We start from the raw sequence: 20,801 nt of genomic DNA, 5'->3' as shown, positions 1-20,801 counted from the left end.
TCAGCTATGCCGCAGGTGTTGACCCTCAGCACCGAGTAATTACCCATAACGCAATCTACAAACCCTAAGGAGCAGCAAGAATGCCAAGCTTTTCCCCTTTAAACGATGTGCCGGGTCTAGAAGCCTGGCAGTTCGCCTACAACATCGATGACGGCCATAGTGCTGGCACGATCGTGCGTGCAACAGTGACTCAGGCCGCTGAGCCCGCAACTGCCGACGCCCAGGCCGCAGCGGTATTGAAATGCACCATCGCCGTGATTGATGATCAAAACAATGTGCAGACCGATGGTGCCGGCGATGCAATGGATAAAGTCTATGTTGCAACCCAAACGCTACAGACTGATGCGGGTCAGACAGTGAATGTTGCTGACCATGTTGCGGACTTGGTGTCCGATTGCATTGTTGAAGTGGCGAATCGCCTCGCGGTGCATAGCTCTATTGCGGCTATGGCTATTCCTAGTGGGTGAGCAAAAGCCGTCGTTGGCGCGACCTGAGAAAGAACGGCCTTGCCGAAGGTGACTTCACCGTATCTAACGATACCGCTGCTTTATTTGGCGCGTTGCTGGGGGGTACCCCTGCACCTTCCGGGGTGAAACCCGCGCTACTGCTGAGTGAAGATGATGAGCCTCGTAATCAGGGAGTCCTGGCCATAAAATAGGTAACCTCGGGCCGAAGCGCGAGGTTTTATATCTCACAGGATACGCGGTTAGGCAGCTTTATTTTCTTTTGCTTGGGCCTCTAAACCTTTTTCAATACGATTCAGAGTTTCGCCCATTTGCTCAAGCCCTTCTTTGAGGCGTTTTAGTAGAGCTATACTTGGGTGCTTCATAGAGCTCCCCCGTATCCATGTTGAATATTCCGCCTCCTTCAAGGCAATCAAACCGAAGTGGAAACTTCTTGCTATTGGCGCCCCACTCATCTCGATTTGGTTTACTATGGATGTGAGAGCGGGGTGAATGCCGGGCTGTCAAGGAGAATCGTATGATTCTGCATAATTTCAAGGGTCAATTTTGACGCGTAAAACAACCCAGGACACTCTTAGATGTGTAAACTCCGCATCGATGTCTGCATACAGCTAGGTTAATTTGTTTTCGTATGCGCCATAAGACAAACAGGGAGGTCGTTATGGCTACCGCATCCTTTGATAAGGCGTTTGTGGTTACTAATCCGGAGGATATAGCAAGAATTGAAGAAGACTTCCGGAGTGATAATTTTCCAGAAATAGAAGTAAAAGATAGGGATATTGATGCTGAATCCAGGGAAGGAGTACAGCGATTACTACAGAAGTTCTCATTTCTTTAAGAGACTTTCTTGACGGCTCAGATAAAAAAAAGGCGGCTGCTAAGGTCATCCTTCAGAGCTTCAAATGTAAGAGAAATCTTGACGTAGAAAAGTTTCTCCAGGAAAGGTCTGTTCGGTTTGAGGAAAGCCATCACTCCCGCACTTTTATTTTTATAGGGGAAGATGATGAGCCCATCGTCCACGGCTATTTCTCACTATCTTTCAAGGAGGTGAGCCTTGAAGGGTCGCTGATCTCTAAAAACCAAGCCAAGAAAGTATCTGGCGGAATGCCCAGGCAAAGCCTGAGGGGCTTCCTAATAGGGCAGTTAGCAAAAAATGAAGCAGTGGTTACCACAAGTATTAACTTGGCTCGCATATTAAAAGAAATATACATAGTTTTAATGCGCGCCCAGAAGGCTATAGGTGGGAGTGTAATACTCCTTGAATGTGAGGATGCCAACAAGCCTCTTGTAAACCTATATGAACACCATGGGTTTAAGCCGCTGACCAAGGACCGTGACGGCATGTTGGTCATGTATCAGATTTTCAAGCCGTCTCCCGCAAAAAAGTAGCTTAGAATATGACCAGCACTTTTGATGCAGTGCTGGAGATATCTCTTGTATTTGTTGCTCCGCCACCAGTCTTATATGATTCCTCAAAACAACAGTGAGGGGTCGTCATGCGCCTGATACTACCTATCATCTTATCCGCCGCTCTGTCTGGCTGTTTCGAGGCTGAAGCTAATACCAATGAATACGACCGTCATGAGTGGCTGCCACGCTGGTCTGATACTGATCGGGACTGCCAGAGCACCCGCCACGAGCTGCTGGTTCAATTCTCCCTTGCTCCAGTAACCTTTACCAATGCCAAGCGTTGCACGGTCGATACAGGCCTATGGCTGGACCCTTACACTGGGAATTTCTATTTCCTGGCCTCAGACCTGGATGTTGAACACATTGTCCCTCTTTCATGGGCTCATGGGCACGGTGGTGCCAATTGGACTGTAGAGCTAAAGCGACAGTTTGCTGAAGACCCTGAGAACCTGTGGCTGGTCGATGATGGCCGGAACCAAAGCAAGGGCGACAAAGGCCCCGATGAATGGATGCCACCCTATGAACCAGTCCAGGCCATCTATGTGCAGCGGTTTATGGCGATAGTGAAGAGGTATGGGTTGGAGTTCTCTCGGGAAGAGTCAGCTCAGGTTTTAGCCCTTCTGAGGGAATAAATTTAGGGTGAACTGTATAGCGCGATATGGGGAAATCGCGCGAAATAACAGGTTAAGATGTCAAGTAGTGAGGGAAGACAATGCAGTACGATCATGGAAAGCGGGTCACTCCTCATTATCATGAGATGACCCCTTTAGAGCGCGCCATTACAGAGTTTGAGGGGAAAGCCAAAGCTTACCACAGCAGTAAAAACTCCCAGCTGGAGAATGAAACGAAAGAGCAGCGGGCAAAGCGAGAAAAGCAGCTGGAATCTGCTCTCCTCCACCTTAAGCATGAGAAGCTTCGTGCTTTAACTCAGGTAGAGGTCCAGCATCAGCTTGAGGAGTATAGGCAGGCTGCAAGAGTTGCAACTGAAGGTGATTTTGCAAGCCAGTTGGAGGCGCAAGAGATACTGGCTGATGAAAAACATCATCCGACTAAAAAGTTAGCCAACTTTATGCGCATGGATGGTAGACCCCAACCAAGCCCCCGATTCACTCCTCATCATTTGGTGCAAGGTAAAGGTAAGGGCCAAGATGCCGCACGTGCAAGAGTTGAGTTGCATATGCAGGGCATTGGGGTTAATGACGCTGATAACGGAGTTTGGATGCCTCGCACAAAGGCTGACAAAGGTCATTGGGCGTATCCAAATACAGCAGCCCACTCAGAAATTCATACTCTGAACTATGAAAAATGGGTCTATGCCAATGTCTCCTTTAAAGCAAGTGAGCAAGCCATGAGAGGGGCCCTGTCGATTTTACGGGCACATTTAAAAGACGGCACTCAGCCAGAGCAAGTGACCTCAAGATCCGACCCCAGCTGGAGCGGAAAATGAATAAACTTCATGAGAATATGAACCGATTTCATACCCTTTCGATGGATAGTAAAGAGTTTTTGTTGATGCTTGACCCCCATATTGGCGGTCGCGTAGCAATGCACTTAGCCATACATAACCTTCCCATTGAGGAGTATTGGAAACCGGTCAAATTTGTCCTGAAAGAAAACCAGGATGCGACAGAGATACCCGATTGGTCATTCTATACATCCGGTAATCTCATTTTGAACGAGAAGGCTAAGGCCGCATTGGAACCATTTTTGTTGGAAGCTGGTGAGTTATTACCATTGGAATCTGATCAAGGTCAATATTATTTCTTTAACTGTTTACTCAAGGTGGATGAGGGAGAAGAGTTGCCTGTCGGCAGAGACCTGTATAAGGCAACCCCAGCAGTAGGCATTGATCTTATTTGTTCCCAAGTTTTTAGAGATGCGGTGGAAAAGGCTCAGCTGGCTGGGATTTACTTCACAAGCGATGTAAGTGCTCTTGCCTGAAGCTTTTTAGAGATGTGTTGCAGCAATTTGCTGCGTTAATGAAAGCCAATTCTGGACGGAAGTAATTGAAATGCAGACACGGATGTTATTGAAGTTGTTTGGGTGGCCCGCTTTCTTGCTGCTATTTTCTATTCTAGCCATGTTTTTCTTGGGGAAGCTTCTTCCCGGGGTTTTGGCTGGAATCCCAATATTTGCAAAGGTGGTGGATGGGGCGCTCTGGGTTGCACCTTGGGTTGGTTTGGCGCTTCTTGTGATGTCGATACTAACGGCTCTTCCCCCAAGCCTGCAGCTTTGGCGCTGGTACCAGGGAGGGGAGGCTTCTTGTTTTCAATGTGGCGGGCTCATTGAGCTCCGTACAGGAAGATATGGACCTTATTCTCACTGTCTGGGGTGCGGGAAAAATGAGAGCCTATGACATGGTAGAGAAAAAAGGGGTGAAATTCTTCTATGAAGAGCCAGCTCAGATATTGGCGGGGCTGGACAAGTAAGTCACACCCTCCAAGTCCCTCCGGCAGTAGCCATCCGGCTTCTACAAGCCTTCCAAGGTGCCGCCCAGCACCCTCATCTCCCGTATATCCTTACTTCCTGAGCGCGAGGAAAGAGGCGCCGGCTTTATCCAGTCCCGAATGCTGCATATTCATCCAGCATTTTAATAGATTGCTTCTGTGTCGTCGGAAAGAAGGAGTTGGACCATGACATTCATAGAGGTTGAAGCCGAGATACGCGCTTGCTTGAACACTATTGATATGACCGCAGACACTGCCGATCCGAAGCTAAGGGACATGTTAAAGGTACAGATAAACAATCTGGATGCGGCAACCAATGCCCTTGTAGATGAGCTGAACGCCCTCAACGAGAGGCAGGCCCAACTTAAGGAGCTATTGAAGTAACTCTCCTATGAGCCCCACAGTGCAACAGGTGCGCAACCGTTGCAGGCAAGCAAAAAATAAGTGGGGGACTGTGTGGGGGATCACAAAAGGCAGAAACAAAAAAGCCCTGAAAAATCAGGGCTTTCTGTACAAAAAATGGCGGTGGGGCAGGGATTCGAACCCTGGGACCTGTTACAGTCAACGGTTTTCAAGACCGCCGCTTTCGGCCACTCAGCCACCCCACCAAATTATGCTGCGCAGTATACATGGCTTATTGGAACATGCAAGCGCCATTCAAAATTTTTTTAAGTAGTTCAATGAGTTAGGTGATTTATTGACCAGCTTCAAGCTTGCTGTCAGAGGTAAGCCGCCCCGATGTTAAACGGGGCGGCTTGGTTAGATATCTTTTAGCTCGCTTCTGCGGAGTCGCGGTCGATATCTGCGTTGGCTTCTGCCTTGCGGGCTGTGCGCGGATCGTTGGTCGGGCGAGTCAGGGCTCGGGGTTTGTGCTCAATCGCTGCCGGTTGCGCGGTATCCAGTGCTTGCTGGGAGCCGGTTTGACGGCGCTCGGTGACGATTGATAGTTCACTCAGCGGTTGAGGGTTAATCCGTGGGTCATTGCCTGCGCGTCCTTGATTTGGAGCTTGGGGTTCTTCCTCGGAGGCTGCGAGTTCAACCGCAATAGCTTCTTCCCGGGCTTCGGGTGCGCTAACGTCGGTCCGCTCTTGCAGGGCTTCTGCCGCAGCGTGAGCTTCTTCCAGGACAATTTCCTCGGCGGCTTCTGGCTCTGCAGGCGCGGCCTGGGTTGGGGGCGCCGGTGGCACTTCAGTTTTCGTTGCCTTTTGTTTGGGGAATTGCACCGCAGCGGCGACCGGCTCGGAGGCTACAGCCTTGGTGGTTTCAGGGGCTTTCGGCTGTTCGCTTTTAACGGCTGTTGGCTGCTGTTCGGTAACTGCAGGGCGAGGTGCTTTCGGGGTGCTCGGCTGCTGGGTGGCAGGCTCGCGGGTTCGCTCTTTAGTTTCCGGTTTTTCCTCAAAGGCTGTCCGTGCCGGCATGGTAATCGCAGGCTTGGCGGCTGCCGCAGGCTTGGGTGCTCTCCGGGGCCTTTCTGTCTCTGTGGATTTGGCTCTCGCTTTGGGTTTGTTGACTGGAGCCTCGGTGCGAGCCTCTTTTACTGAGCCCTGGCCTTTGCGAACTTCGCCTTCGGCCTCGTCGATTGCCTCGTTTACCTCGCGATCCAGTTCTTCCTGGTTGTGCGCAACGGTAGTTGCGGCGGTATTTTCACTACGTTGGCCACCGCGACGACGTGTTTGAGGGCGGCCGCGCACGTTGCCTGGGCGACGTGATGGACGTTGCTGCTCGGAGCTGTCGTTGGTTTGTTCGGTGGATTCAGTTGTGTTTTCAGTCTCTACTACCTGTGTGCGGTTGTCGTCTTTGCGACGGTTGTCATTGCGACGACGACGGCGGCGGCGTTGACCCTCACCTTGGCGCTCAGATGTATTTTCGTGCTCATCGGATTTCGTCGCACGCCTCTCTTCCTGTTGGTCGTCGCGCTTATTATCCTCGCGCCGATCATCTTTGCGGCGGGGCGGGCGACCGTTGCGATTTCCGCGCTGGTTGCGATTGCGGTTGCGTTGCTGCTGGTCCCTGCCACGATTCGTAGATTTCTGCTGTTGCTTAGGTTCCTCTTCCTTGGTGGAGAAGAGGGAGGCAATTGCACTCATCAGTCGGCTGAAAAGTCCCGGCTCTTCTTTCTTCTCGGGAGTTGGCGCGGGTGCAGTATGAGCTATTTGCTGCACGGCCGGCTGCGCGGGGGTGCGTTGCGGCTTTTCCTCTTTCTTGGTCATTGTTTCTTCGGCAGTGCCGGAGATTTTGTAAGAGGTCTCCAGGGTGGCTGTGTCGTCGTCGCGCAGGCGCTGAACCTCAAAATGCGGCGTTTCCATTTCAGCGTTGGGGACAACAACTACACGGGTGGAGTTGCGGGATTCGATTTGGGAAATCGTTTTGCGCTTTTCATTGAGCAGATAGGTGGCGACATTCACTGATGTGATTGCGCGAATCTCTGCGCTGCGCTCTTTTTTCGCTTCTTCTTCTACCAGTCGAAGGATGGAGAGGGCGAGAGATTTTGTGCCGCGAATAGTGCCCTGCCCGCTGCAGCGAGGGCAGACTCGGAAAGTCGTTTCTCCCAAGGATGGACGCAGGCGCTGGCGAGACATTTCCAGCAGGCCGAAACGTGAGATGCGGCCGACCTGAACGCGGGCGCGATCCATGCCGAGGGCCTTTTCCATGCGTTTTTCAACTTCGCGCTGGCTGGACTTGCTCTGCATGTCGATAAAGTCGATTACTACCAGTCCGCCCATGTCGCGTAGACGCAACTGGCGGGCAATCTCATCGGCAGCTTCCAGATTGATCGTGCGAGCGGTCTCTTCGATATCGCCGCCCTTGGTGGCGCGGGAGGAGTTGATGTCGATAGAGACAAGGGCCTCGGTGACATCAATGACGATTGAGCCACCGGACGGCAGTTTTACTTCGCGCTCAAATGCGGTTTCGATCTGGCTTTCGATCTGGTAGCGATTGAACAGGGGGATGGCGTCTTCGTAGTACTTCACCTTATTGGCGTAGTGAGGCATGACTTGGCGGGCAAACTCTGCTGCCAACTGGTAAGCACCTTTGTCGTCAACAATAACCTCGCCAATATCGTCGCGCATGTAATCACGGATGGCGCGGATAATGACGTTGCTTTCCTGGAAGAGGAAATGCGGCGCTCTGGAGGTATCGGCTTCTTCCTTGATTGCGGTCCACAGCTGCAGTAGGTAGTTCAGATCCCACTGCAGCTCATCGCCACTGCGGCCAACACCGGCTGTGCGTACGATGATCCCCATTCCTGAGGGAACATCTACGCTGGAAAGTGCGTCACGAAGCTCTGAACGTTCATCACCTTCAATGCGGCGGGAAATTCCGCCGGCACGAGGGTTGTTGGGCATCAGAACCAGGTAGCGCCCGGCGAGGCTGACAAAGGTGGTGAGAGCGGCGCCCTTGTTGCCGCGCTCTTCTTTGTCGACCTGAACAATGACTTCCATTCCTTCTTTGACAACATCTTTGATTTTGATGCGGCCTTCGATATCCCTGGGTTGCTTGAGAAAGTACTCGCGAGAGATTTCTTTCAGGGGGAGGAAGCCGTGGCGCTCTTCGCCATAATCGACGAATGCGGCCTCGAGGGAGGGTTCTACGCGGGTAATTTTACCTTTGTAGATGTTCGCTTTTTTCTGTTGACGAGTACGATTCTCAATATCCAGATCATAGAGCCACTGGCCATCGACCAGGGCAACACGCAACTCTTCAGGTTGGGTTGCGTTGATTAGCATTCTCTTCATGCGTGTCTTTTTCCTTGCGTTGCGCAAAGGCAGGACACCGTTATTCACAGACTTGCTTGTCGGCTGCCGGGTGGAGAGGACCACCTAGCAGGGCAGGGATATAAGCTGTACCGTCTCAGTCGCGCCTTGAATCTATGCGACTTGTAGAGATCGGTGTTCGCCTATTTTTCACACTGCAAAAACTCCAGATACGCGCTGCTAGCGCGCCATCCGTTGGTACCTTCAGTACCTTTTGTTAGTACTGCCCTGTACCGGTGCCACAGGTTTCCATGGCAGGGTTGGGCGCCGCCCCTTGGTTTGTTTCATGCTGGGCGGCAAGGTTTGCGTCAATAGTCAGAGATTCTGCAGTTCAGCTTTTGGCTGATACTTACTTTCTTAATTTTCTACCAGGCTTGCGGAAGCTATGCTGCCCTGGTCGCCAGTTCGGTTGCTGGCTTGTCATTTTCTGCAGAACCGGACGCAAGTTTGAGTCGTCCTTTCAAGCGCTGCGGGTCACGGCCCGTCTTACCTTCGCGATAATTACCCGCATAACCGCGGGCTGTTGTTGCTAGTGAGTTCCCCTCGGGTTCTCGTTGTTGGGGGTCATCTCAACAGCTGAGTTTTATCAATGACGCGGCATTCCCGCGCACCGGCCGAATGGCAATGTTTTCTCCGAAACCATGGCTATCTCTTCATGTGGGAAGCCGCCAGTGGCCGAAAACGAGCTGAATCCAGGCCGGCCGAATATAGCATGGGCCGGAGGGTGCTTCAATTGTATCCCTTGCAACGCTATGATGCGCGTCATGCGAAGTATACCTCCCCTTAAAACGGCTGCGGCCGAGACCTCCTCGAAAACCTCGAAACCATCTAGTGGCGTACAGCTTTTAACTGTACCTGACGAGTTGGCGGGGCAGAGGATTGATAATTTCCTTCTGGCGCGCCTCAAAGGTGTGCCGCGTTCACGTATATACCGAATCCTGCGCAAGGGCGAGGTAAGAGTAAATAAAGGACGAATAAAGGCTGAATACAAGTTAAAGGCTGGCGATGTGGTGCGAGTGCCGCCAATTCGTGTTGCTGAGCAGATGTCAGCGCCCCTGGCTGGTGAGTCGCTGCGCCAACTGATACAGGAGTCCATACTTTTCGATAGTGATGGGCTGATGGTAATCAATAAGCCCGCTGGCCTTGCGGTTCATGGTGGTAGCGGTGTCAGGCTTGGCTTGATCGAGGTGTTGCGTCAAATGTATCCGCAGAGCCCGTTTATTGAGCTGGTCCACCGTCTCGACCGGGATACCAGTGGCGCAATCATGGTCGCTCGCAAGCGGTCGGTCTTGCAGCATGTCCAGTCGGAGTTGCGAGCGGGTCGTATCGGTAAGTCCTATTTGGCGTTAGCGGTGGGTAAGTGGCCTCGGGGTCGCCGGGTTGTTGAGGCGCCGCTACGCAAAAACACCCTGAAAAGTGGTGAGCGAATGGTGTCAGTTCACCCGGAAGGGAAGGCGTCTGAAACTCGCTTTAGGCTGCTGGAGAGATTCTCGACGGCAACACTACTTTCGGCGGAACCGGTTACTGGGCGAACACATCAAATTCGTGTTCACGCACAATTTGTGGGGTGTCCGCTGGCCGGTGATAGCAAATACACTTCGGATGAGGTCAATCGCGAGTTTCGCCAGCGGGGTCTCAAGCGGTTATTTTTACACTCGGCGTCTGTGCGTTGTACGTTGCCGGGCGGGGCTGCAGTGGAAGTCGAGGCGCCTTTGCCGGGAGAGTTAAGTGTTGTGCTGGGCAGGTTAAAGAAGGGATAGGGCGTTCTTTAGTTATGTTAGTTATTTTCGATTGGGATGGAACGATCTGTAACTCTGAGGCGCGCATTGTCGACTGTATGCTGCGCGCGGCGGACAGGGCCGGTTTGCCGGTGTTAGCTCCCGAGGCGGTCAGTAATATTATCGGACTCGGATTGCCTGAGGCGGTGTCAACTTTATTCCCCGAGGCTGTCAGCGAGGAAAGGCTCGCGATGCGGCAGTATTATTCCGAGGAGTGGATGGAGGCTCGAGTCAATCCCTTGCCGCTTTTTGATGGTGTATTGGAAGCTCTCGACCACCTGCTTTGCGCGGGTCATCAATTGGCGGTTGCCACCGGCAAAAGTCGGCGCGGTCTCGATCGTGAGCTTGAGGAGCATGGCCTTGGTCATTTATTTACTGCAAGCCGCTGTGCGGATGAAACCGCCTCTAAGCCCAGCCCCTTAATGTTGAATGAGTTACTGCTTGAGGTGGGTAGTGCCGCTGAGCAGGCAGTGATGGTGGGGGACACTGTGTACGATTTGGAGATGGCTGCGGCGATTGGTATGTCTTCTATTGGGGTGAGCTATGGCGCCCACTGCCCATCTCGACTGAAAGCGTGCCGTCCGGTAGTAATTATTGATCAATTTCCTGAGTTGCTCAGCTGGCCGCCACTGGTGTGACTGTGCGTGGATCCAGTGGGTCCACGCCAAAATTGGCCAGCATGCTCACCAGGCGGATAAGTGGTAACCCGACCAGTGTGTTGATATCTGAGCCTTCCAGTTTTTCGAAAAGCACGATCCCTAGCCCCTCTACCCTGAATGAGCCGGCGCAATCGTAGGGTTGTTCCAGTGCTACGTACCGCTCAATTTGTTTGTGACTGAGGTCACGAAAATAAACGGTAAATGTTTCAGTGCCGCTGAGCTGTTCTCCGCTTTCGCTGTTCAGTACGCTTAAGCCGGTGTGAAATACGACTTTTTGCCCGCTGCAGGTTTGCAGCTGTTCGATCGCGCGTTGTTGGCTGCCTGGTTTTCCGAGTATTTTGCTGTTGCAGGAGGCTACCTGGTCAGAGCCGATGATCAGTGCCTTGGGGTAGCTTGTCGCCAGAGCCTGGGCTTTTTCGCTGGCGAGGCGCAGAGATAGGGCGTCTGCCGGCTCGCCGGCGCGAGGAGTTTCATCTGTCTGAGGTGAGGCATGCTGGAAAGGAAGGCCAAGCTGTTGCAGTAAGGTCCTGCGATAAGGGGAGCCGGAAGCTAGCATTAGAGGGTGAGACATTCGAGTGATTTTTCCGCTGCGCTGAAATGAAGTTTGTGACCGGGCGATACTGCAATGTCTGAATTGTTTTGACAAGGTTAAGGTGAGTCCATAGAATTGCGCGCTTATGTCGATACCCCCCTCTAAATCAGTATTACCAGAGAGCATTGACGCTCGAAAATTGGTGCAACGAGAGCAGACCTTCGATGGTATTTTGCCGTTGGAGTCCTTGGCTCGACTCAGCAGTGCTGTTGAGTCTGTCGATGGGCATATTTGTATTCAGTTGCAGTTTGGACGGAACCTGCAAGGTCATCGTGTTGTTAGCGGAAAATTGCAGCTGACCGTTGACCTGTTATGTCAGCGTTGCCTGAAGCCGGTTCGCGAGCATATTGAAGCGGAATTTGGCTGGGGTATCGTGTGGACTGAGGAGCAGGGCAAAGCCCTCTCCAAAGATTTGGACCCGGTGATTCAGGATGGCGATGAGCTAGACCTGTACCCGATCCTTGAAGATGAAATTTTGCTTAATCTGCCAATGGTGGCTTATCACCAAGAAGAGTGTGTCTCGAAAGAGAGCTTTCGTTTTGGCGATGAGACTACAGCGGCGGATGAGCAACAGGCAAACCCCTTTAAAGTGCTGGAGCAGTTGAAGGGTTCGTCGGGTAAATCTTAGGATTTTCCGATGAGTTAGGGCTCGCCGGTAGGCGCCCCGGTTCCGGCGAAATTTGTTTATTTTAGGAGCTAGCAATGGCTGTTCAACAAAACAAGAAAACTCGTTCCCGTCGCGGTATGCGCCGTTCCCATGATGCTTTGGGTGCTGGTGCAACCCTTTCTGTAGATCCGACTACTGGTGAGAAGCACCTTCGTCACCATGTGACCAAAGACGGTTTTTACCGTGGTCGCAAAGTGATTGAAGTTAGCGGCGGCTCCGAAGAAGAGTAAGCTTTGTCCAGCCAATTGCGATTGGCCGTGGATGCAATGGGCGGGGACTTAGGTCCCCGCTCTGTCGTTCCGGCTTGTATTAGGTTCCTTCAAAACTTCCCCGAAGCGCAGCTGAAGCTATTCGGTCCGCGTGCAGAGCTTCAGTCTCTGATCCAAGAGCAGCACCGCCCCCCCCGCGCTGTCAGCCGTCTTGAAATTATTCATTGTGAGCAAGTCATTACCCAAGAATGCAATCCGCTGCAGGCTGTACGCCACAAGCGTGATTCCACCATGGCTATGGCGTTGATGAGTGTTTCTGTGGGCGAGGTACAGGCTGCCGTCACCTCGGGTAACACTGGGGCCTTGTTGGCGCTGAGTCGCAGTATTCTCGGGAATATAAAAGGCGTTAGAAAACCGGCGCTAGGCAAGTCTGTGCCCTCTGGCACGGGTTCCTGCTACTTATTGGATCTTGGTGCCAACGTGGATTGCAGTGCGGAGGATTTGCTCCAATTTGCGCGTATGGGTATCGAGGCGCAGCGTATCCATACTTCCCGCAGCAGTAATGGTGATATCAAAGTGGCTCTGCTCAATATTGGGGCCGAGGCTCACAAGGGGAGTGCCGAAATCCGTCGGGCTGCGGGGTTGCTCGAGGCAGACCCTGAGGTCAATTATGTCGGCTTTGTTGAGGGGCATGACATTTTTACCGGTGCGGTTGATGTGGTTGTCTGCGATGGCCTGATGGGTAATGTGGCCATGAAATCTGCTGAGGGTGTGATTCGACTAATGGGTCAAAAAGCGTTCACTATTGAAAAAAGTGGGTGTTTCAAGCGCTTTTTTGGCCAATTGGCCATAAAGCTGTTGCGAAAATGGCGTACACAGGTGGAACCTGCCCGCTATAATGGCGCCAGCTTTGTAGGGGTGAAGGGCAACGTGATTAAGAGTCACGGTGGCGCCAGTAGCGAAGCATTTTATCGGGCGATGGTCACGGCAAAGGAGTGTGCCGATGCGGACCTGGCTGCTAGAGTTGGTGCCGCTATGGCGCAGCCTGGTAGTGGCGCTCCACGGACGATGGATAAATAGCTACTTCCCCCTGCTGAAATCAGCCAAATTTAGGTTTAAGGATATCTTATGACCAATGCTGAACTCGCATTTGTCTTTCCGGGACAGGGCTCTCAGAAAATAGGTATGCTCTCTGAGATAGCTCAGGAGGCGCCCGAGATTCAGGCAACTTTCGCCGACGCTTCGGATGTGCTCGGTTATGACCTTTGGGATCTCTGTCAGAATGGCGAGCAGGATGCGATCAATCTCACCCAGCGTACCCAGCCCCTTCTGTTGACCTCTAGTGTTGCTCTATACCGCTTGTGGCGTTCCCGTGGTGGCTCTCAGCCCGTATATATGGCGGGCCACAGCCTTGGCGAATGGTCCGCTTTGGTGTGTTCTGGCGCCCTCGCATTTAAGGATGCAGTACATCTGGTGCGGGAGCGTGGTCGCTTGATGCAAGAGGCGGTTCCCGCAGGAGAGGGAGCGATGGCAGCAATTATTGGCCTTGATGATAAAGAGGTTGAGGTGGCTTGTGCTGCTTCTGCTCAGGGCGAAGTGGTTGCTGCGGTTAACTATAACTCTCCCGGCCAGATTGTTATTGCCGGCAGTCGCACAGCAGTAGAGCGCGCGATCGAAGCCTGTAAAGCTGCAGGCGCTAAAAAGGCGATGCCGTTGCCGGTCAGTGCGCCATTTCACACTGAGCTGATGCGCCCCGCTGCAGAAAAATTAACACCTCAAATTGAGGTAACAAATTTTAACGCGCCAGAAATTCCGATTGTTCACAATGTTCACGCTGAACTTGAAGCCGATCCAGAGGCGATTAAGTCTCTGATGATTGAGCAGATCTATCGCCCGGTACGCTGGACAGCCTGTGTGCAGAAAGTTATTGGCTCCGGCGTGAGCCAAATGGTTGAGTGCGGCCCCGGTAAAGTGCTGGGAGGGCTGGTCAAGCGTATCGATCGGAGTGTGGCCTGTCATGCAATTGATAGTTCCGGTAACTTTAACGAAGCGCTGAGAACCACAGCGGTTTAAGTTACACAGAAGACAGCTCCAGTAGTCGAATAAGGATTAAGTGAGAATGACCTTACAGATTTCCCTTGAGGGTAAAGTTGCTTTGGTGACTGGCGCCAGCCGCGGTATTGGCGCAGCAATTGCTAACATGCTTGGTGGAATGGGTGCCACAGTTATTGGTACTGCCACTAGTCTACCTGGCGCTGAAAAAATCAGTACCCGTTTTGCTGATGCCGGCATTGCAGGTGCTGGTAAGGTATTGGATGTTACCAGTGCCGAAAGTATTTCAGAGCTTCATGTTGCGATTAAAAATGAGTTTGGTGCTCCTGCGATCCTGGTTAATAATGCGGGGATTACTAAGGACAATCTGCTGATGCGGATGAAAGATGACGAGTGGGATTCAGTCGTCAGCACCAATTTGACAGCCGTCTATCGCATGAGTAAGGCTTGCTTGCGCGATATGACCAAGGCGCGATGGGGGCGGATTATTAATATCAGCTCCGTCGTTGGCAGTATGGGTAATGCCGGTCAGAGCAACTATGCTGCGACCAAAGCTGGTGTGGCTGGGTTTGCCCGCTCATTGGCTGCGGAGGTGGGCTCTCGCGGGATCACAATAAATACTGTGGCTCCCGGCTTTATTGATACTGATATGACAAAAGTCTTACCTGAGGCACAGCGCGAGTTGCTCTTGGGCAAGATTCCTCTCGGCAGGCTTGGAAGCCCGGAAGAGATTGCTTCGGTGGTTTCTTTCCTGGCGAGCGATGCTGGAGGCTATGTCACTGGCGAGACGATCCATGTTAATGGCGGTATGTACATGGCGTAGTTTGTGTTTCAAAATTTCTCTTTAACTTATTGATTTTAGAGAAATTTATGTTTTTGCTGATGGTGTTGAGGGGCGGTGCATTACATCCCGAAAAACTTGGGGTACAATGGCCTCTGAATTATCCAAAAGCTGTGTGAGCCGGTCGTTATCACCAACAAAATTGGATACGGTGAAGAAACATTACGACTAAAACAGATTTTTACCCACTAGGAGTTAAATTGAATCATGAGCAGCATTGAAGAGCGCGTTAAAAAGATCGTTGCTGAACAACTGGGCGTTAAGGAAGAAGACGTAAAACCTGAAGCCTCTTTTGTTGAAGATCTGGGCGCTGACTCACTCGACACAGTTGAGCTGGTAATGGCTTTGGAAGAGGAATTCGAGACTGAAATCCCCGATGAAGAAGCTGAGAAAATCACTACTGTTCAGCTGGCAATTGATTACATCAAGGATAACCTTGGTTAATTCCTGCTGGGTAGTTTAGTTTGGCCGCAGACAGCGAATTGCTGTGCGTAGCCAAACGAATCTGAAAGCCGCCCTATGTTCCATAGCGCGGCTTTCTTTTTTATTGGTACTATGGAATTGTGACTGCTGACCGGATGTTGTTCTTTTGGCTACATTGGTGATGGACGGTAGCAGAAAATTTCAGGGGGGAGCGAAGTGTCGCACAGAAGAGTTGTTGTAACCGGAATGGGTGTCGTGAGCCCGCTAGGTAACACCCTAGAGGATACTTGGTCTGGGGTTTTGCAGGGGGCTAGTGGTGTAGTTCCGATCGATTCATTTGATGTCTCGGCTTTTTCAACCCGTTTTGCCGCTACCGTAAAGAGCTTTGATCCCTCGCCGTATATGCCCGCTAAAGAAGCGCGCAAGATGGATACCTTTTTACAGTACGGTCTGATTGCCGGCATACAGGCAATTCAAGATAGCGGCCTGGAGATCAGTGAAGAGCTCGGCCCGCGAATGGGTACCTGTATTGGGTCCGGTATGGGCGGCATCATGGCAATTGAAAACAATTCGTTGCTGATTGCCGAGAAAGGCCCGCGCCGAGTATCGCCATTTTTTGTGCCTGGAGCCATTATCAATATGGTTGCAGGGAACCTGTCTATTAAGTTCGGCCTCAAGGGGCCGAATCTGTCAGTAACAACAGCCTGTACAACAGGTACTCACGCCATCGGTCTCGGTGCTCGCACGATTCAGCATGGTGATGCGGATGTTATGGTGTGTGGTGGTGCGGAAATGGTTACCACTCCTGTGGGGCTTGGCGGCTTCTGCGCTGCCAGGGCTCTATCTACACGCAATGATGATCCGCAGGCAGCCAGTAGGCCCTGGGATAAGGATCGCGACGGATTTGTTCTGGGTGAGGGTTCAGCAGTACTTGTCCTGGAAGAATATGAGTGTGCAAAAGCCCGTGGAGCCAAAATTTATGCGGAAGTTGCCGGTTTTGGTATGAGTGGCGATGCTTTCCATATGACCTCTCCGCCTGAAGATGGTGCAGGAGCGGCGCGCTCCATGGAGAATGCCTTGAGGGACTCGGGTATGAATCCCAGCGATATCCAATATATCAATGCCCACGGAACTTCGACCACTCTGGGTGACAAAGCTGAGATCCTGGCGGTTCACGAGGTTTTTGCCGGTGCGACGGATACGCTCGCGGTGAGCTCTACCAAGTCTATGACTGGCCATTTGTTGGGGGCTGCCGGCGCTATTGAAGCTGTTTTCTCAGTGCTATCACTGCGTGATCAAGTGGCTCCCCCCACGACAAACCTTTTTAGCCCAGATGAGGCCTGTGCCGGTATTAATCTGGTGCCTCACGAAGCCCAGTCAATAGGAGTCAATGCTGTTCTCTCCAACTCTTTTGGTTTCGGCGGTACCAACGGGTCACTGATCTTTAAGCGAGTCTGATTCTTTCGTCCACTCGCGGGGTGGGCGGATTTGGTTCGGGAATTGAATGCACCAGCTACCTCAGTCGTATCTTAGGGGGCGAACTGTCGATCAGTTGCCCCTAGATGCTGACTATGTCGATGGAATCCTCGAAACAGTGCGTTGTCACAACGGAAGCCTGCCCCTATGGCCTCTTCATCGTGCCCGTTTGCAGCGAGCAGGTGTTCTAGGAGGGGCATATCTGGCGGAAATTGAGCAGGCGACGTTAATGTCGGCAGCTGCTTGCCCGTGGGCCGGGGCGATTGCGCGATTGCGTATCGGGAGTATTGAGGGGAAAGCATGTTGGGATCTAGCGTTCCGTCCGCTGGAAATGACCAGAGAGGAACAGGTTGGGACGCGACTGTTTCCCTGTTCGACGACGTTGTCCGTGAATGGTAATTTGAACCTGGGCTGCAAAACTTTGGCCCGCAACCGATATAATGCTGCAAAAGCGGAGCTCCCAGATAGGCAGTGCCTGGATGGCTTGATGTTGGACTCTGCTGGAAGAGTGGTCGAGAGTTTGCGCTGCAATATCTTGGCGCGTTTTGGTAAGGAGTGGGTGACACCCAACCTTCAGCGTTGCGGAGTTCGCGGTGTCATGAGGGAGTGGCTTTTCAGTCATACCTTTTGGCAGGTGCGGGATATGGACATTGCGGCACTCTGCAGGGCCGATGAATTGGCCCTTTGTAACAGTGTTCGCGGTGTACTACCGGTGGTAGAGATCGTCGGCTACAAGACGTGGTCTGTGGGCCCTGAAACCCAAAGGCTACAAAAGCTTATAGTGGAAAAATTGTGGTGAAAAAAAAACAAGCGGGTTCCGCTTGGAAGGTGTTGAAGCTGCTTTTTGGTGGGTTCATTTTGCTTTGCCTGGTCGCGGCCGCTTCTTTGTGGGTGGTGAGGGGAGCTCTTGAATCCCCACTGCCAATTACTCAAGAGGGCCTGAAGCTCCAGGTCGACAAGGGCGGAAGTCTGTCCCGGACGCTGAGGGGCCTGCAAGCTGAAGGTGTTATTCAGTGGCCAAGGTTACTTCTCGCCTATGCCTACTGGGAAGGCAAGACAGAAATTCATTCTGGTGAGTACTTGGTCCCCTTTGGTAGTAGTGCGAGGGACTTGGTTACGCGCCTGAACCGTGGTGAAGTTACCCGCTATCGGGTTACCTTGCTGGAGGGGTGGACTTTTCGTCAAGCTCTGAGGCAAATCAGGTCCGGTAAAAATATTGTCCTGTCTGAGGCGGGTAGTAATGTGAGTGCTGTGGCCCACGCACTTGGTCTCAAAGAAGGAGAGGTAGAGGGGTGGATTTTTCCTGATACCTACGTTTATCGGTCCGGCACCACGGATATAGAATTGCTGCGTCAGGCTTACGATCGGATGCAGAAAGTTCTCGGTGAGGAGTGGCGGGCTAAAGGGGATGATCTCCCATATAAGTCACCCTATGAGGCATTGATAATGGCCTCGATTATTGAAAAGGAAACCGGACAGCCGTCGGAGCGCAGTGAAATTGCCGGCGTTTTTGTACGCAGGCTTAATATGGGGATGCGCCTGCAGACGGACCCAACGGTAATCTACGGTTTGGGTGATGACTTTGATGGTAATCTGACCAGAACCCACTTGCGTCTGCCTACGCCGTATAACACCTATGTTATTAATGGCCTCCCCCCAACACCAATTGCCCTGCCCGGGCGAGCAGCGATCCGCGCCGCATTAAACCCCAAGCCGGGTAAGAGCCTTTATTTTGTGGGTAAAGGGGATGGCTCTCATCATTTCTCAGCAACGCTGATGGAGCACAACCGTGCGGTGCAAGAGTATCAGCTGAAAAGACGAGCGGATTACCGCTCGCGCCCGACAAAAGGAAATAATTAGTGTCGCACGGCAAATTTATCACCTTGGAGGGTGTGGAGGGCGTTGGTAAATCCACCAACTTACTTTACATCACTGAGTGGTTAAAAAAACACAATATCAAGTTTATTCAAACCAGAGAGCCGGGGGGCACTCCATTGGCAGAGCAACTCCGGGAGCTACTGCTGGCCAAGCGCAAAGAGTCCGTAGACCCGACGGCAGAATTGTTAATGGTGTTTGCGGCTCGCGCACAACATCTTTCGCAAGTCATACTTCCTGCGCTGGATCGCGGCGACTGGGTGATTTGTGATCGCTTCACCGATGCCACCTATGCCTACCAAGGTGGAGGGCGGGAACTGGATCGAACTTTGATTGAGCAGCTGGAGCAGACCGTTCAGAAAAATCTGCGACCAGACAAGGTACTCCTGCTTGATCTCGACCCTGAAACTGGTCTTCAGCGTGCTGCCCGTACTGGCGATGCAGATCGTTTTGAGAGTGAGCATTTAGTATTTTTCAATCGGGTACGTGCTGCCTACCTAGAGCGTGCCGAGGCTTTTCCAGCCCGCTATGCCATTGTCGATGCCAGCCAACCCCTTGAGCGGGTGCAGCAAGAGCTTGGCCGGCAATTAGAACGTCTGCTCTGAATACTAACAGTGCGACCTTGCCCAATGGGTGTATTTTCAACATGACAGGAAGTGTGGCTGATGTCAGTGCCTGAAACCTTTGCACATAAACCGATACCGGCGCCGCTACCTTGGCACAGTGCCCAGTGGCAGCGACTGGGTACCCAATGGCAGGCTGGGCGCTGTCCCCACGCGCTTTTATTGATGGGGTCGGCGGGTTTGGGTAAGCGGCAATTTGCGGATGCTTTTTCTGCACTGGCTCTCTGCAAGCAGCCCAGGGCGGGGCAGGCGTGCGGTGAATGTAAGGATTGCCGTCTTTGGATGGCGGGCTCACATCCCGATTTTTTGCGTGTTGAGCCAGAAAAGCCCGGTGGTCCTTTAAAGGTTGAGCAGATCCGGCAATTGGGTAGTTTTGTGTCGCGTACCAGTGGTCGCGGCGGGGTTCGTCTGGTTTGGTTGTCTCCAGCGGAATCAATGAATATCAATGCGGCCAATGCATTGCTAAAAAATCTCGAGGAGCCGGCGGCCTCGGTCATTTTTTTACTTGTTACCGATGCGCCAACAGGGCTTCTGCCAACGATAAAAAGTCGATGCCAATCCATTGGCTTCCCGCCCCCGGCTGAAGAAATGGCATTACAGTGGCTGAGCAATAGCGGCTTGGATGAGCAGCTGGCGCAGCGCTTACTTGATCTTGCGGGTGGTGCGCCGTTATTGGCTGCAGAATTAGCTGAGCCAAAGTCGAGAGATGTGCGAGAGCAATTCTTTCGGGATTTGATTGCTGTAGCCCAGGCCACGGCCAGTGCGGTGCCTACTGCAGGGCGTTGGGAAGTACCACCGGACAATGTTGAGCTGGCTCAACTGCTTCTTTTTTGGCAGCACTGGCTAACCCAAATGTTACATTTCCGCAGTTGCGACGTGACTGGCGATACTCAGATTATGGCGTTGTTGCAGAGAATACCGGGCGAGAGAGAGCAAAGTCTGCAATCGGTATTCGTGTTTTATGACCACGTACTGCAGGCGCGCAAGGGCTTGAAGGGAACCACAAACCCCAATCGACGCTTGCTCCTTGAGGAGCTGTTGATCCGATGGGCAAAGTTGTTCAGTTAACGTTGTTCATCACAAAAGGGCATCTGTCCCTTTCTGGCTGTCTGGACACAGGCAGTTGGCTTAGATAAGTTAGCGCATCATTAAGAAACATTGAGGTTGTCCATGAAAGCCATGGGAGGTGGTGCCAGAAACGGCATCCTGTCACTGAAAATCCAGGATAAATCTGTGCTTTATGCAGCCTATATGCCCTTCGTCAAGAATGGTGGCTTGTTTATCAGTACAGACAAATCATACAGCCTTGGTGATGAGGTGTTTTTACTCCTGAGTTTGATGGACGAACCGGAAAAAATCCCTGTTGCAGGTAAGGTGATTTGGATTACTCCAAACGGTGCCGAGGGCAATCGTACTCCAGGTATTGGTGTTCAATTTGGTGATAAGGACAATATCGCGCAAAACAAGATTGAAACTTACCTGGCGGGAACTTTAGAATCCAGCCGCCCAACTCATACGTTGTAACCCTCT

Annotated in this window: 25 protein-coding genes and 1 tRNA gene; 22 read left to right on the top strand and 4 right to left on the bottom strand. The window is 52.2% G+C overall.

Going from position 1 to position 20,801, the window contains the following annotated elements; all coding sequences use genetic code 11:
- Positions 1 to 80 precede the first annotated feature (80 nt).
- Both MO867_RS06600 and MO867_RS06595 read left to right on the top strand, forming a co-directional pair.
- Positions 81 to 467, top strand: coding sequence for a hypothetical protein (locus MO867_RS06600; RefSeq protein WP_252465469.1), 387 nt, complete (start codon positions 81 to 83; stop codon positions 465 to 467).
- Complete coding sequence (locus MO867_RS06595; protein ID WP_252465468.1) at positions 464 to 658, top strand: hypothetical protein; 195 nt, start codon at positions 464 to 466, stop codon at positions 656 to 658. Before MO867_RS06600 ends, MO867_RS06595 begins: the two co-directional genes overlap by 4 nt.
- 48 nt (positions 659 to 706) lie before the next feature.
- Here MO867_RS06595 and MO867_RS23535 read toward each other — a convergent pair whose 3' ends face one another.
- Positions 707 to 829: a hypothetical protein gene (locus MO867_RS23535; RefSeq protein WP_256473838.1), complete on the bottom strand. Its 123-nt coding sequence runs from the start codon at positions 827 to 829 to the stop codon at positions 707 to 709.
- Between the two features lie 296 nt (positions 830 to 1,125).
- On the opposite strand from MO867_RS23535, the gene MO867_RS06590 reads away from it, so the two are divergent.
- From MO867_RS06590 to MO867_RS06565, 6 genes are all read left to right on the top strand, one after another.
- Complete coding sequence (locus tag MO867_RS06590) at positions 1,126 to 1,302, top strand: hypothetical protein (RefSeq protein WP_252465466.1); 177 nt, start codon at positions 1,126 to 1,128, stop codon at positions 1,300 to 1,302.
- 658 nt (positions 1,303 to 1,960) lie between these two features.
- A complete protein-coding gene (locus tag MO867_RS06585) occupies positions 1,961 to 2,506 on the top strand; it encodes an HNH endonuclease family protein (protein ID WP_252465465.1) in 546 nt (181 codons plus the stop codon).
- Positions 2,507 to 2,586: 80 nt separating this feature from the next.
- On the top strand, positions 2,587 to 3,321 hold the full coding sequence (locus tag MO867_RS06580; protein WP_252465464.1) for an AHH domain-containing protein: 735 nt from the start codon (positions 2,587 to 2,589) through the stop codon (positions 3,319 to 3,321).
- Positions 3,318 to 3,815 carry a hypothetical protein gene (locus MO867_RS06575; protein WP_252465463.1) on the top strand — a complete coding sequence of 166 codons (498 nt, stop codon included), beginning with the start codon at positions 3,318 to 3,320 and terminating at the stop codon, positions 3,813 to 3,815. The genes MO867_RS06580 and MO867_RS06575 overlap by 4 nt, the downstream gene beginning before the upstream one ends.
- Positions 3,816 to 4,159: 344 nt before the next feature.
- The gene (locus MO867_RS06570; RefSeq protein ID WP_252465462.1) at positions 4,160 to 4,303 is read left to right on the top strand and encodes a hypothetical protein; all 144 of its coding nucleotides are present in this window, start codon (positions 4,160 to 4,162) and stop codon (positions 4,301 to 4,303) included.
- Positions 4,304 to 4,507: 204 nt separating this feature from the next.
- Positions 4,508 to 4,705 carry a hypothetical protein gene (locus MO867_RS06565; RefSeq protein WP_252465461.1) on the top strand — a complete coding sequence of 66 codons (198 nt, stop codon included), beginning with the start codon at positions 4,508 to 4,510 and terminating at the stop codon, positions 4,703 to 4,705.
- A 136-nt stretch (positions 4,706 to 4,841) separates the two neighbouring features.
- Here MO867_RS06565 and MO867_RS06560 read toward each other — a convergent pair.
- Positions 4,842 to 4,929: transfer RNA gene (locus MO867_RS06560), tRNA-Ser, on the bottom strand.
- Between the two features lie 162 nt (positions 4,930 to 5,091).
- Positions 5,092 to 8,058: an Rne/Rng family ribonuclease gene (locus MO867_RS06555; RefSeq protein ID WP_252465460.1), complete on the bottom strand. Its 2,967-nt coding sequence runs from the start codon at positions 8,056 to 8,058 to the stop codon at positions 5,092 to 5,094.
- 782 nt (positions 8,059 to 8,840) lie between these two features.
- On the opposite strand from MO867_RS06555, the gene rluC reads away from it, so the two are divergent.
- Both rluC and MO867_RS06545 read left to right on the top strand, forming a co-directional pair.
- Complete coding sequence (gene rluC / locus MO867_RS06550) at positions 8,841 to 9,836, top strand: 23S rRNA pseudouridine(955/2504/2580) synthase RluC (RefSeq protein WP_252465459.1); 996 nt, start codon at positions 8,841 to 8,843, stop codon at positions 9,834 to 9,836.
- Between the two features lie 14 nt (positions 9,837 to 9,850).
- A complete protein-coding gene (locus MO867_RS06545) occupies positions 9,851 to 10,492 on the top strand; it encodes an HAD-IA family hydrolase (protein ID WP_252465458.1) in 642 nt (213 codons plus the stop codon).
- Here MO867_RS06545 and MO867_RS06540 read toward each other — a convergent pair.
- A complete protein-coding gene (locus MO867_RS06540; protein WP_252465457.1) occupies positions 10,470 to 11,084 on the bottom strand; it encodes a Maf family protein in 615 nt (204 codons plus the stop codon). The two genes, MO867_RS06545 and MO867_RS06540, sit on opposite strands and share 23 nt — an antisense overlap.
- Before the next feature lie 106 nt (positions 11,085 to 11,190).
- On the opposite strand from MO867_RS06540, the gene MO867_RS06535 reads away from it, so the two are divergent.
- From MO867_RS06535 to MO867_RS06480, 12 genes are all read left to right on the top strand, one after another.
- Positions 11,191 to 11,733: a YceD family protein gene (locus tag MO867_RS06535; RefSeq protein ID WP_252465456.1), complete on the top strand. Its 543-nt coding sequence runs from the start codon at positions 11,191 to 11,193 to the stop codon at positions 11,731 to 11,733.
- 74 nt (positions 11,734 to 11,807) lie between these two features.
- Positions 11,808 to 12,002, top strand: coding sequence for a 50S ribosomal protein L32 (gene rpmF, locus MO867_RS06530; protein WP_252465455.1), 195 nt, complete (start codon positions 11,808 to 11,810; stop codon positions 12,000 to 12,002).
- A gap of 3 nt (positions 12,003 to 12,005) precedes the next feature.
- Positions 12,006 to 13,061, top strand: a complete 1,056-nt coding sequence (gene plsX / locus MO867_RS06525; protein ID WP_252465454.1) for a phosphate acyltransferase PlsX — start codon at positions 12,006 to 12,008, stop codon at positions 13,059 to 13,061.
- A gap of 48 nt (positions 13,062 to 13,109) precedes the next feature.
- Positions 13,110 to 14,054 (top strand): ACP S-malonyltransferase, encoded by a 945-nt coding sequence (gene fabD, locus MO867_RS06520; protein ID WP_252465453.1) that lies wholly within the window; start codon positions 13,110 to 13,112, stop codon positions 14,052 to 14,054.
- Between the two features lie 46 nt (positions 14,055 to 14,100).
- The gene (gene fabG, locus MO867_RS06515) at positions 14,101 to 14,856 is read left to right on the top strand and encodes a 3-oxoacyl-ACP reductase FabG (protein WP_252465452.1); all 756 of its coding nucleotides are present in this window, start codon (positions 14,101 to 14,103) and stop codon (positions 14,854 to 14,856) included.
- 225 nt (positions 14,857 to 15,081) lie between these two features.
- Positions 15,082 to 15,318 carry an acyl carrier protein gene (acpP, locus tag MO867_RS06510; protein WP_152453358.1) on the top strand — a complete coding sequence of 79 codons (237 nt, stop codon included), beginning with the start codon at positions 15,082 to 15,084 and terminating at the stop codon, positions 15,316 to 15,318.
- A 195-nt stretch (positions 15,319 to 15,513) separates the two neighbouring features.
- The gene (gene fabF / locus MO867_RS06505; protein ID WP_252465451.1) at positions 15,514 to 16,755 is read left to right on the top strand and encodes a beta-ketoacyl-ACP synthase II; all 1,242 of its coding nucleotides are present in this window, start codon (positions 15,514 to 15,516) and stop codon (positions 16,753 to 16,755) included.
- A gap of 46 nt (positions 16,756 to 16,801) precedes the next feature.
- Positions 16,802 to 17,572, top strand: a complete 771-nt coding sequence (locus tag MO867_RS06500; RefSeq protein WP_252465450.1) for an aminotransferase class IV — start codon at positions 16,802 to 16,804, stop codon at positions 17,570 to 17,572.
- The gene (gene mltG / locus MO867_RS06495) at positions 17,569 to 18,633 is read left to right on the top strand and encodes an endolytic transglycosylase MltG (RefSeq protein ID WP_252465449.1); all 1,065 of its coding nucleotides are present in this window, start codon (positions 17,569 to 17,571) and stop codon (positions 18,631 to 18,633) included. The genes MO867_RS06500 and mltG overlap by 4 nt, the downstream gene beginning before the upstream one ends.
- Positions 18,633 to 19,253 (top strand): dTMP kinase, encoded by a 621-nt coding sequence (gene tmk, locus MO867_RS06490; RefSeq protein WP_252465448.1) that lies wholly within the window; start codon positions 18,633 to 18,635, stop codon positions 19,251 to 19,253. Before mltG ends, tmk begins: the two co-directional genes overlap by 1 nt.
- Before the next feature lie 60 nt (positions 19,254 to 19,313).
- Positions 19,314 to 20,339, top strand: coding sequence for a DNA polymerase III subunit delta' (locus MO867_RS06485; RefSeq protein ID WP_252465447.1), 1,026 nt, complete (start codon positions 19,314 to 19,316; stop codon positions 20,337 to 20,339).
- Positions 20,340 to 20,441: 102 nt separating this feature from the next.
- Positions 20,442 to 20,795, top strand: coding sequence for a PilZ domain-containing protein (locus MO867_RS06480; protein WP_252465446.1), 354 nt, complete (start codon positions 20,442 to 20,444; stop codon positions 20,793 to 20,795).
- Positions 20,796 to 20,801 lie beyond the last annotated feature (6 nt).

The sequence above is a fragment of the Microbulbifer okhotskensis genome, from assembly GCF_023895975.1.
GTDB lineage: Bacteria > Pseudomonadota > Gammaproteobacteria > Pseudomonadales > Cellvibrionaceae > Microbulbifer > Microbulbifer okhotskensis.
This window is presented reverse-complemented; position numbering and strand designations above follow the sequence as displayed.

Coding starts and splice junctions, on each gene's coding strand:
- MO867_RS06555 (WP_252465460.1), bottom strand. CDS start 8,058: ATGAAGAGAATGCTAATCAACGCAACCCAACCTGAAGAGTTGCGTGTT.
- rluC (WP_252465459.1), top strand. CDS start 8,841: ATGCGAAGTATACCTCCCCTTAAAACGGCTGCGGCCGAGACCTCCTCG.
- rpmF (WP_252465455.1), top strand. CDS start 11,808: ATGGCTGTTCAACAAAACAAGAAAACTCGTTCCCGTCGCGGTATGCGC.
- MO867_RS06535 (WP_252465456.1), top strand. CDS start 11,191: ATGTCGATACCCCCCTCTAAATCAGTATTACCAGAGAGCATTGACGCT.
- fabD (WP_252465453.1), top strand. CDS start 13,110: ATGACCAATGCTGAACTCGCATTTGTCTTTCCGGGACAGGGCTCTCAG.
- fabG (WP_252465452.1), top strand. CDS start 14,101: ATGACCTTACAGATTTCCCTTGAGGGTAAAGTTGCTTTGGTGACTGGC.
- MO867_RS23535 (WP_256473838.1), bottom strand. CDS start 829: ATGAAGCACCCAAGTATAGCTCTACTAAAACGCCTCAAAGAAGGGCTT.
- MO867_RS06575 (WP_252465463.1), top strand. CDS start 3,318: ATGAATAAACTTCATGAGAATATGAACCGATTTCATACCCTTTCGATG.
- acpP (WP_152453358.1), top strand. CDS start 15,082: ATGAGCAGCATTGAAGAGCGCGTTAAAAAGATCGTTGCTGAACAACTG.
- MO867_RS06500 (WP_252465450.1), top strand. CDS start 16,802: ATGCACCAGCTACCTCAGTCGTATCTTAGGGGGCGAACTGTCGATCAG.
- MO867_RS06580 (WP_252465464.1), top strand. CDS start 2,587: ATGCAGTACGATCATGGAAAGCGGGTCACTCCTCATTATCATGAGATG.
- MO867_RS06565 (WP_252465461.1), top strand. CDS start 4,508: ATGACATTCATAGAGGTTGAAGCCGAGATACGCGCTTGCTTGAACACT.
- MO867_RS06590 (WP_252465466.1), top strand. CDS start 1,126: ATGGCTACCGCATCCTTTGATAAGGCGTTTGTGGTTACTAATCCGGAG.
- MO867_RS06600 (WP_252465469.1), top strand. CDS start 81: ATGCCAAGCTTTTCCCCTTTAAACGATGTGCCGGGTCTAGAAGCCTGG.
- MO867_RS06545 (WP_252465458.1), top strand. CDS start 9,851: ATGTTAGTTATTTTCGATTGGGATGGAACGATCTGTAACTCTGAGGCG.
- MO867_RS06585 (WP_252465465.1), top strand. CDS start 1,961: ATGCGCCTGATACTACCTATCATCTTATCCGCCGCTCTGTCTGGCTGT.
- MO867_RS06485 (WP_252465447.1), top strand. CDS start 19,314: ATGTCAGTGCCTGAAACCTTTGCACATAAACCGATACCGGCGCCGCTA.
- MO867_RS06540 (WP_252465457.1), bottom strand. CDS start 11,084: ATGTCTCACCCTCTAATGCTAGCTTCCGGCTCCCCTTATCGCAGGACC.
- MO867_RS06480 (WP_252465446.1), top strand. CDS start 20,442: ATGAAAGCCATGGGAGGTGGTGCCAGAAACGGCATCCTGTCACTGAAA.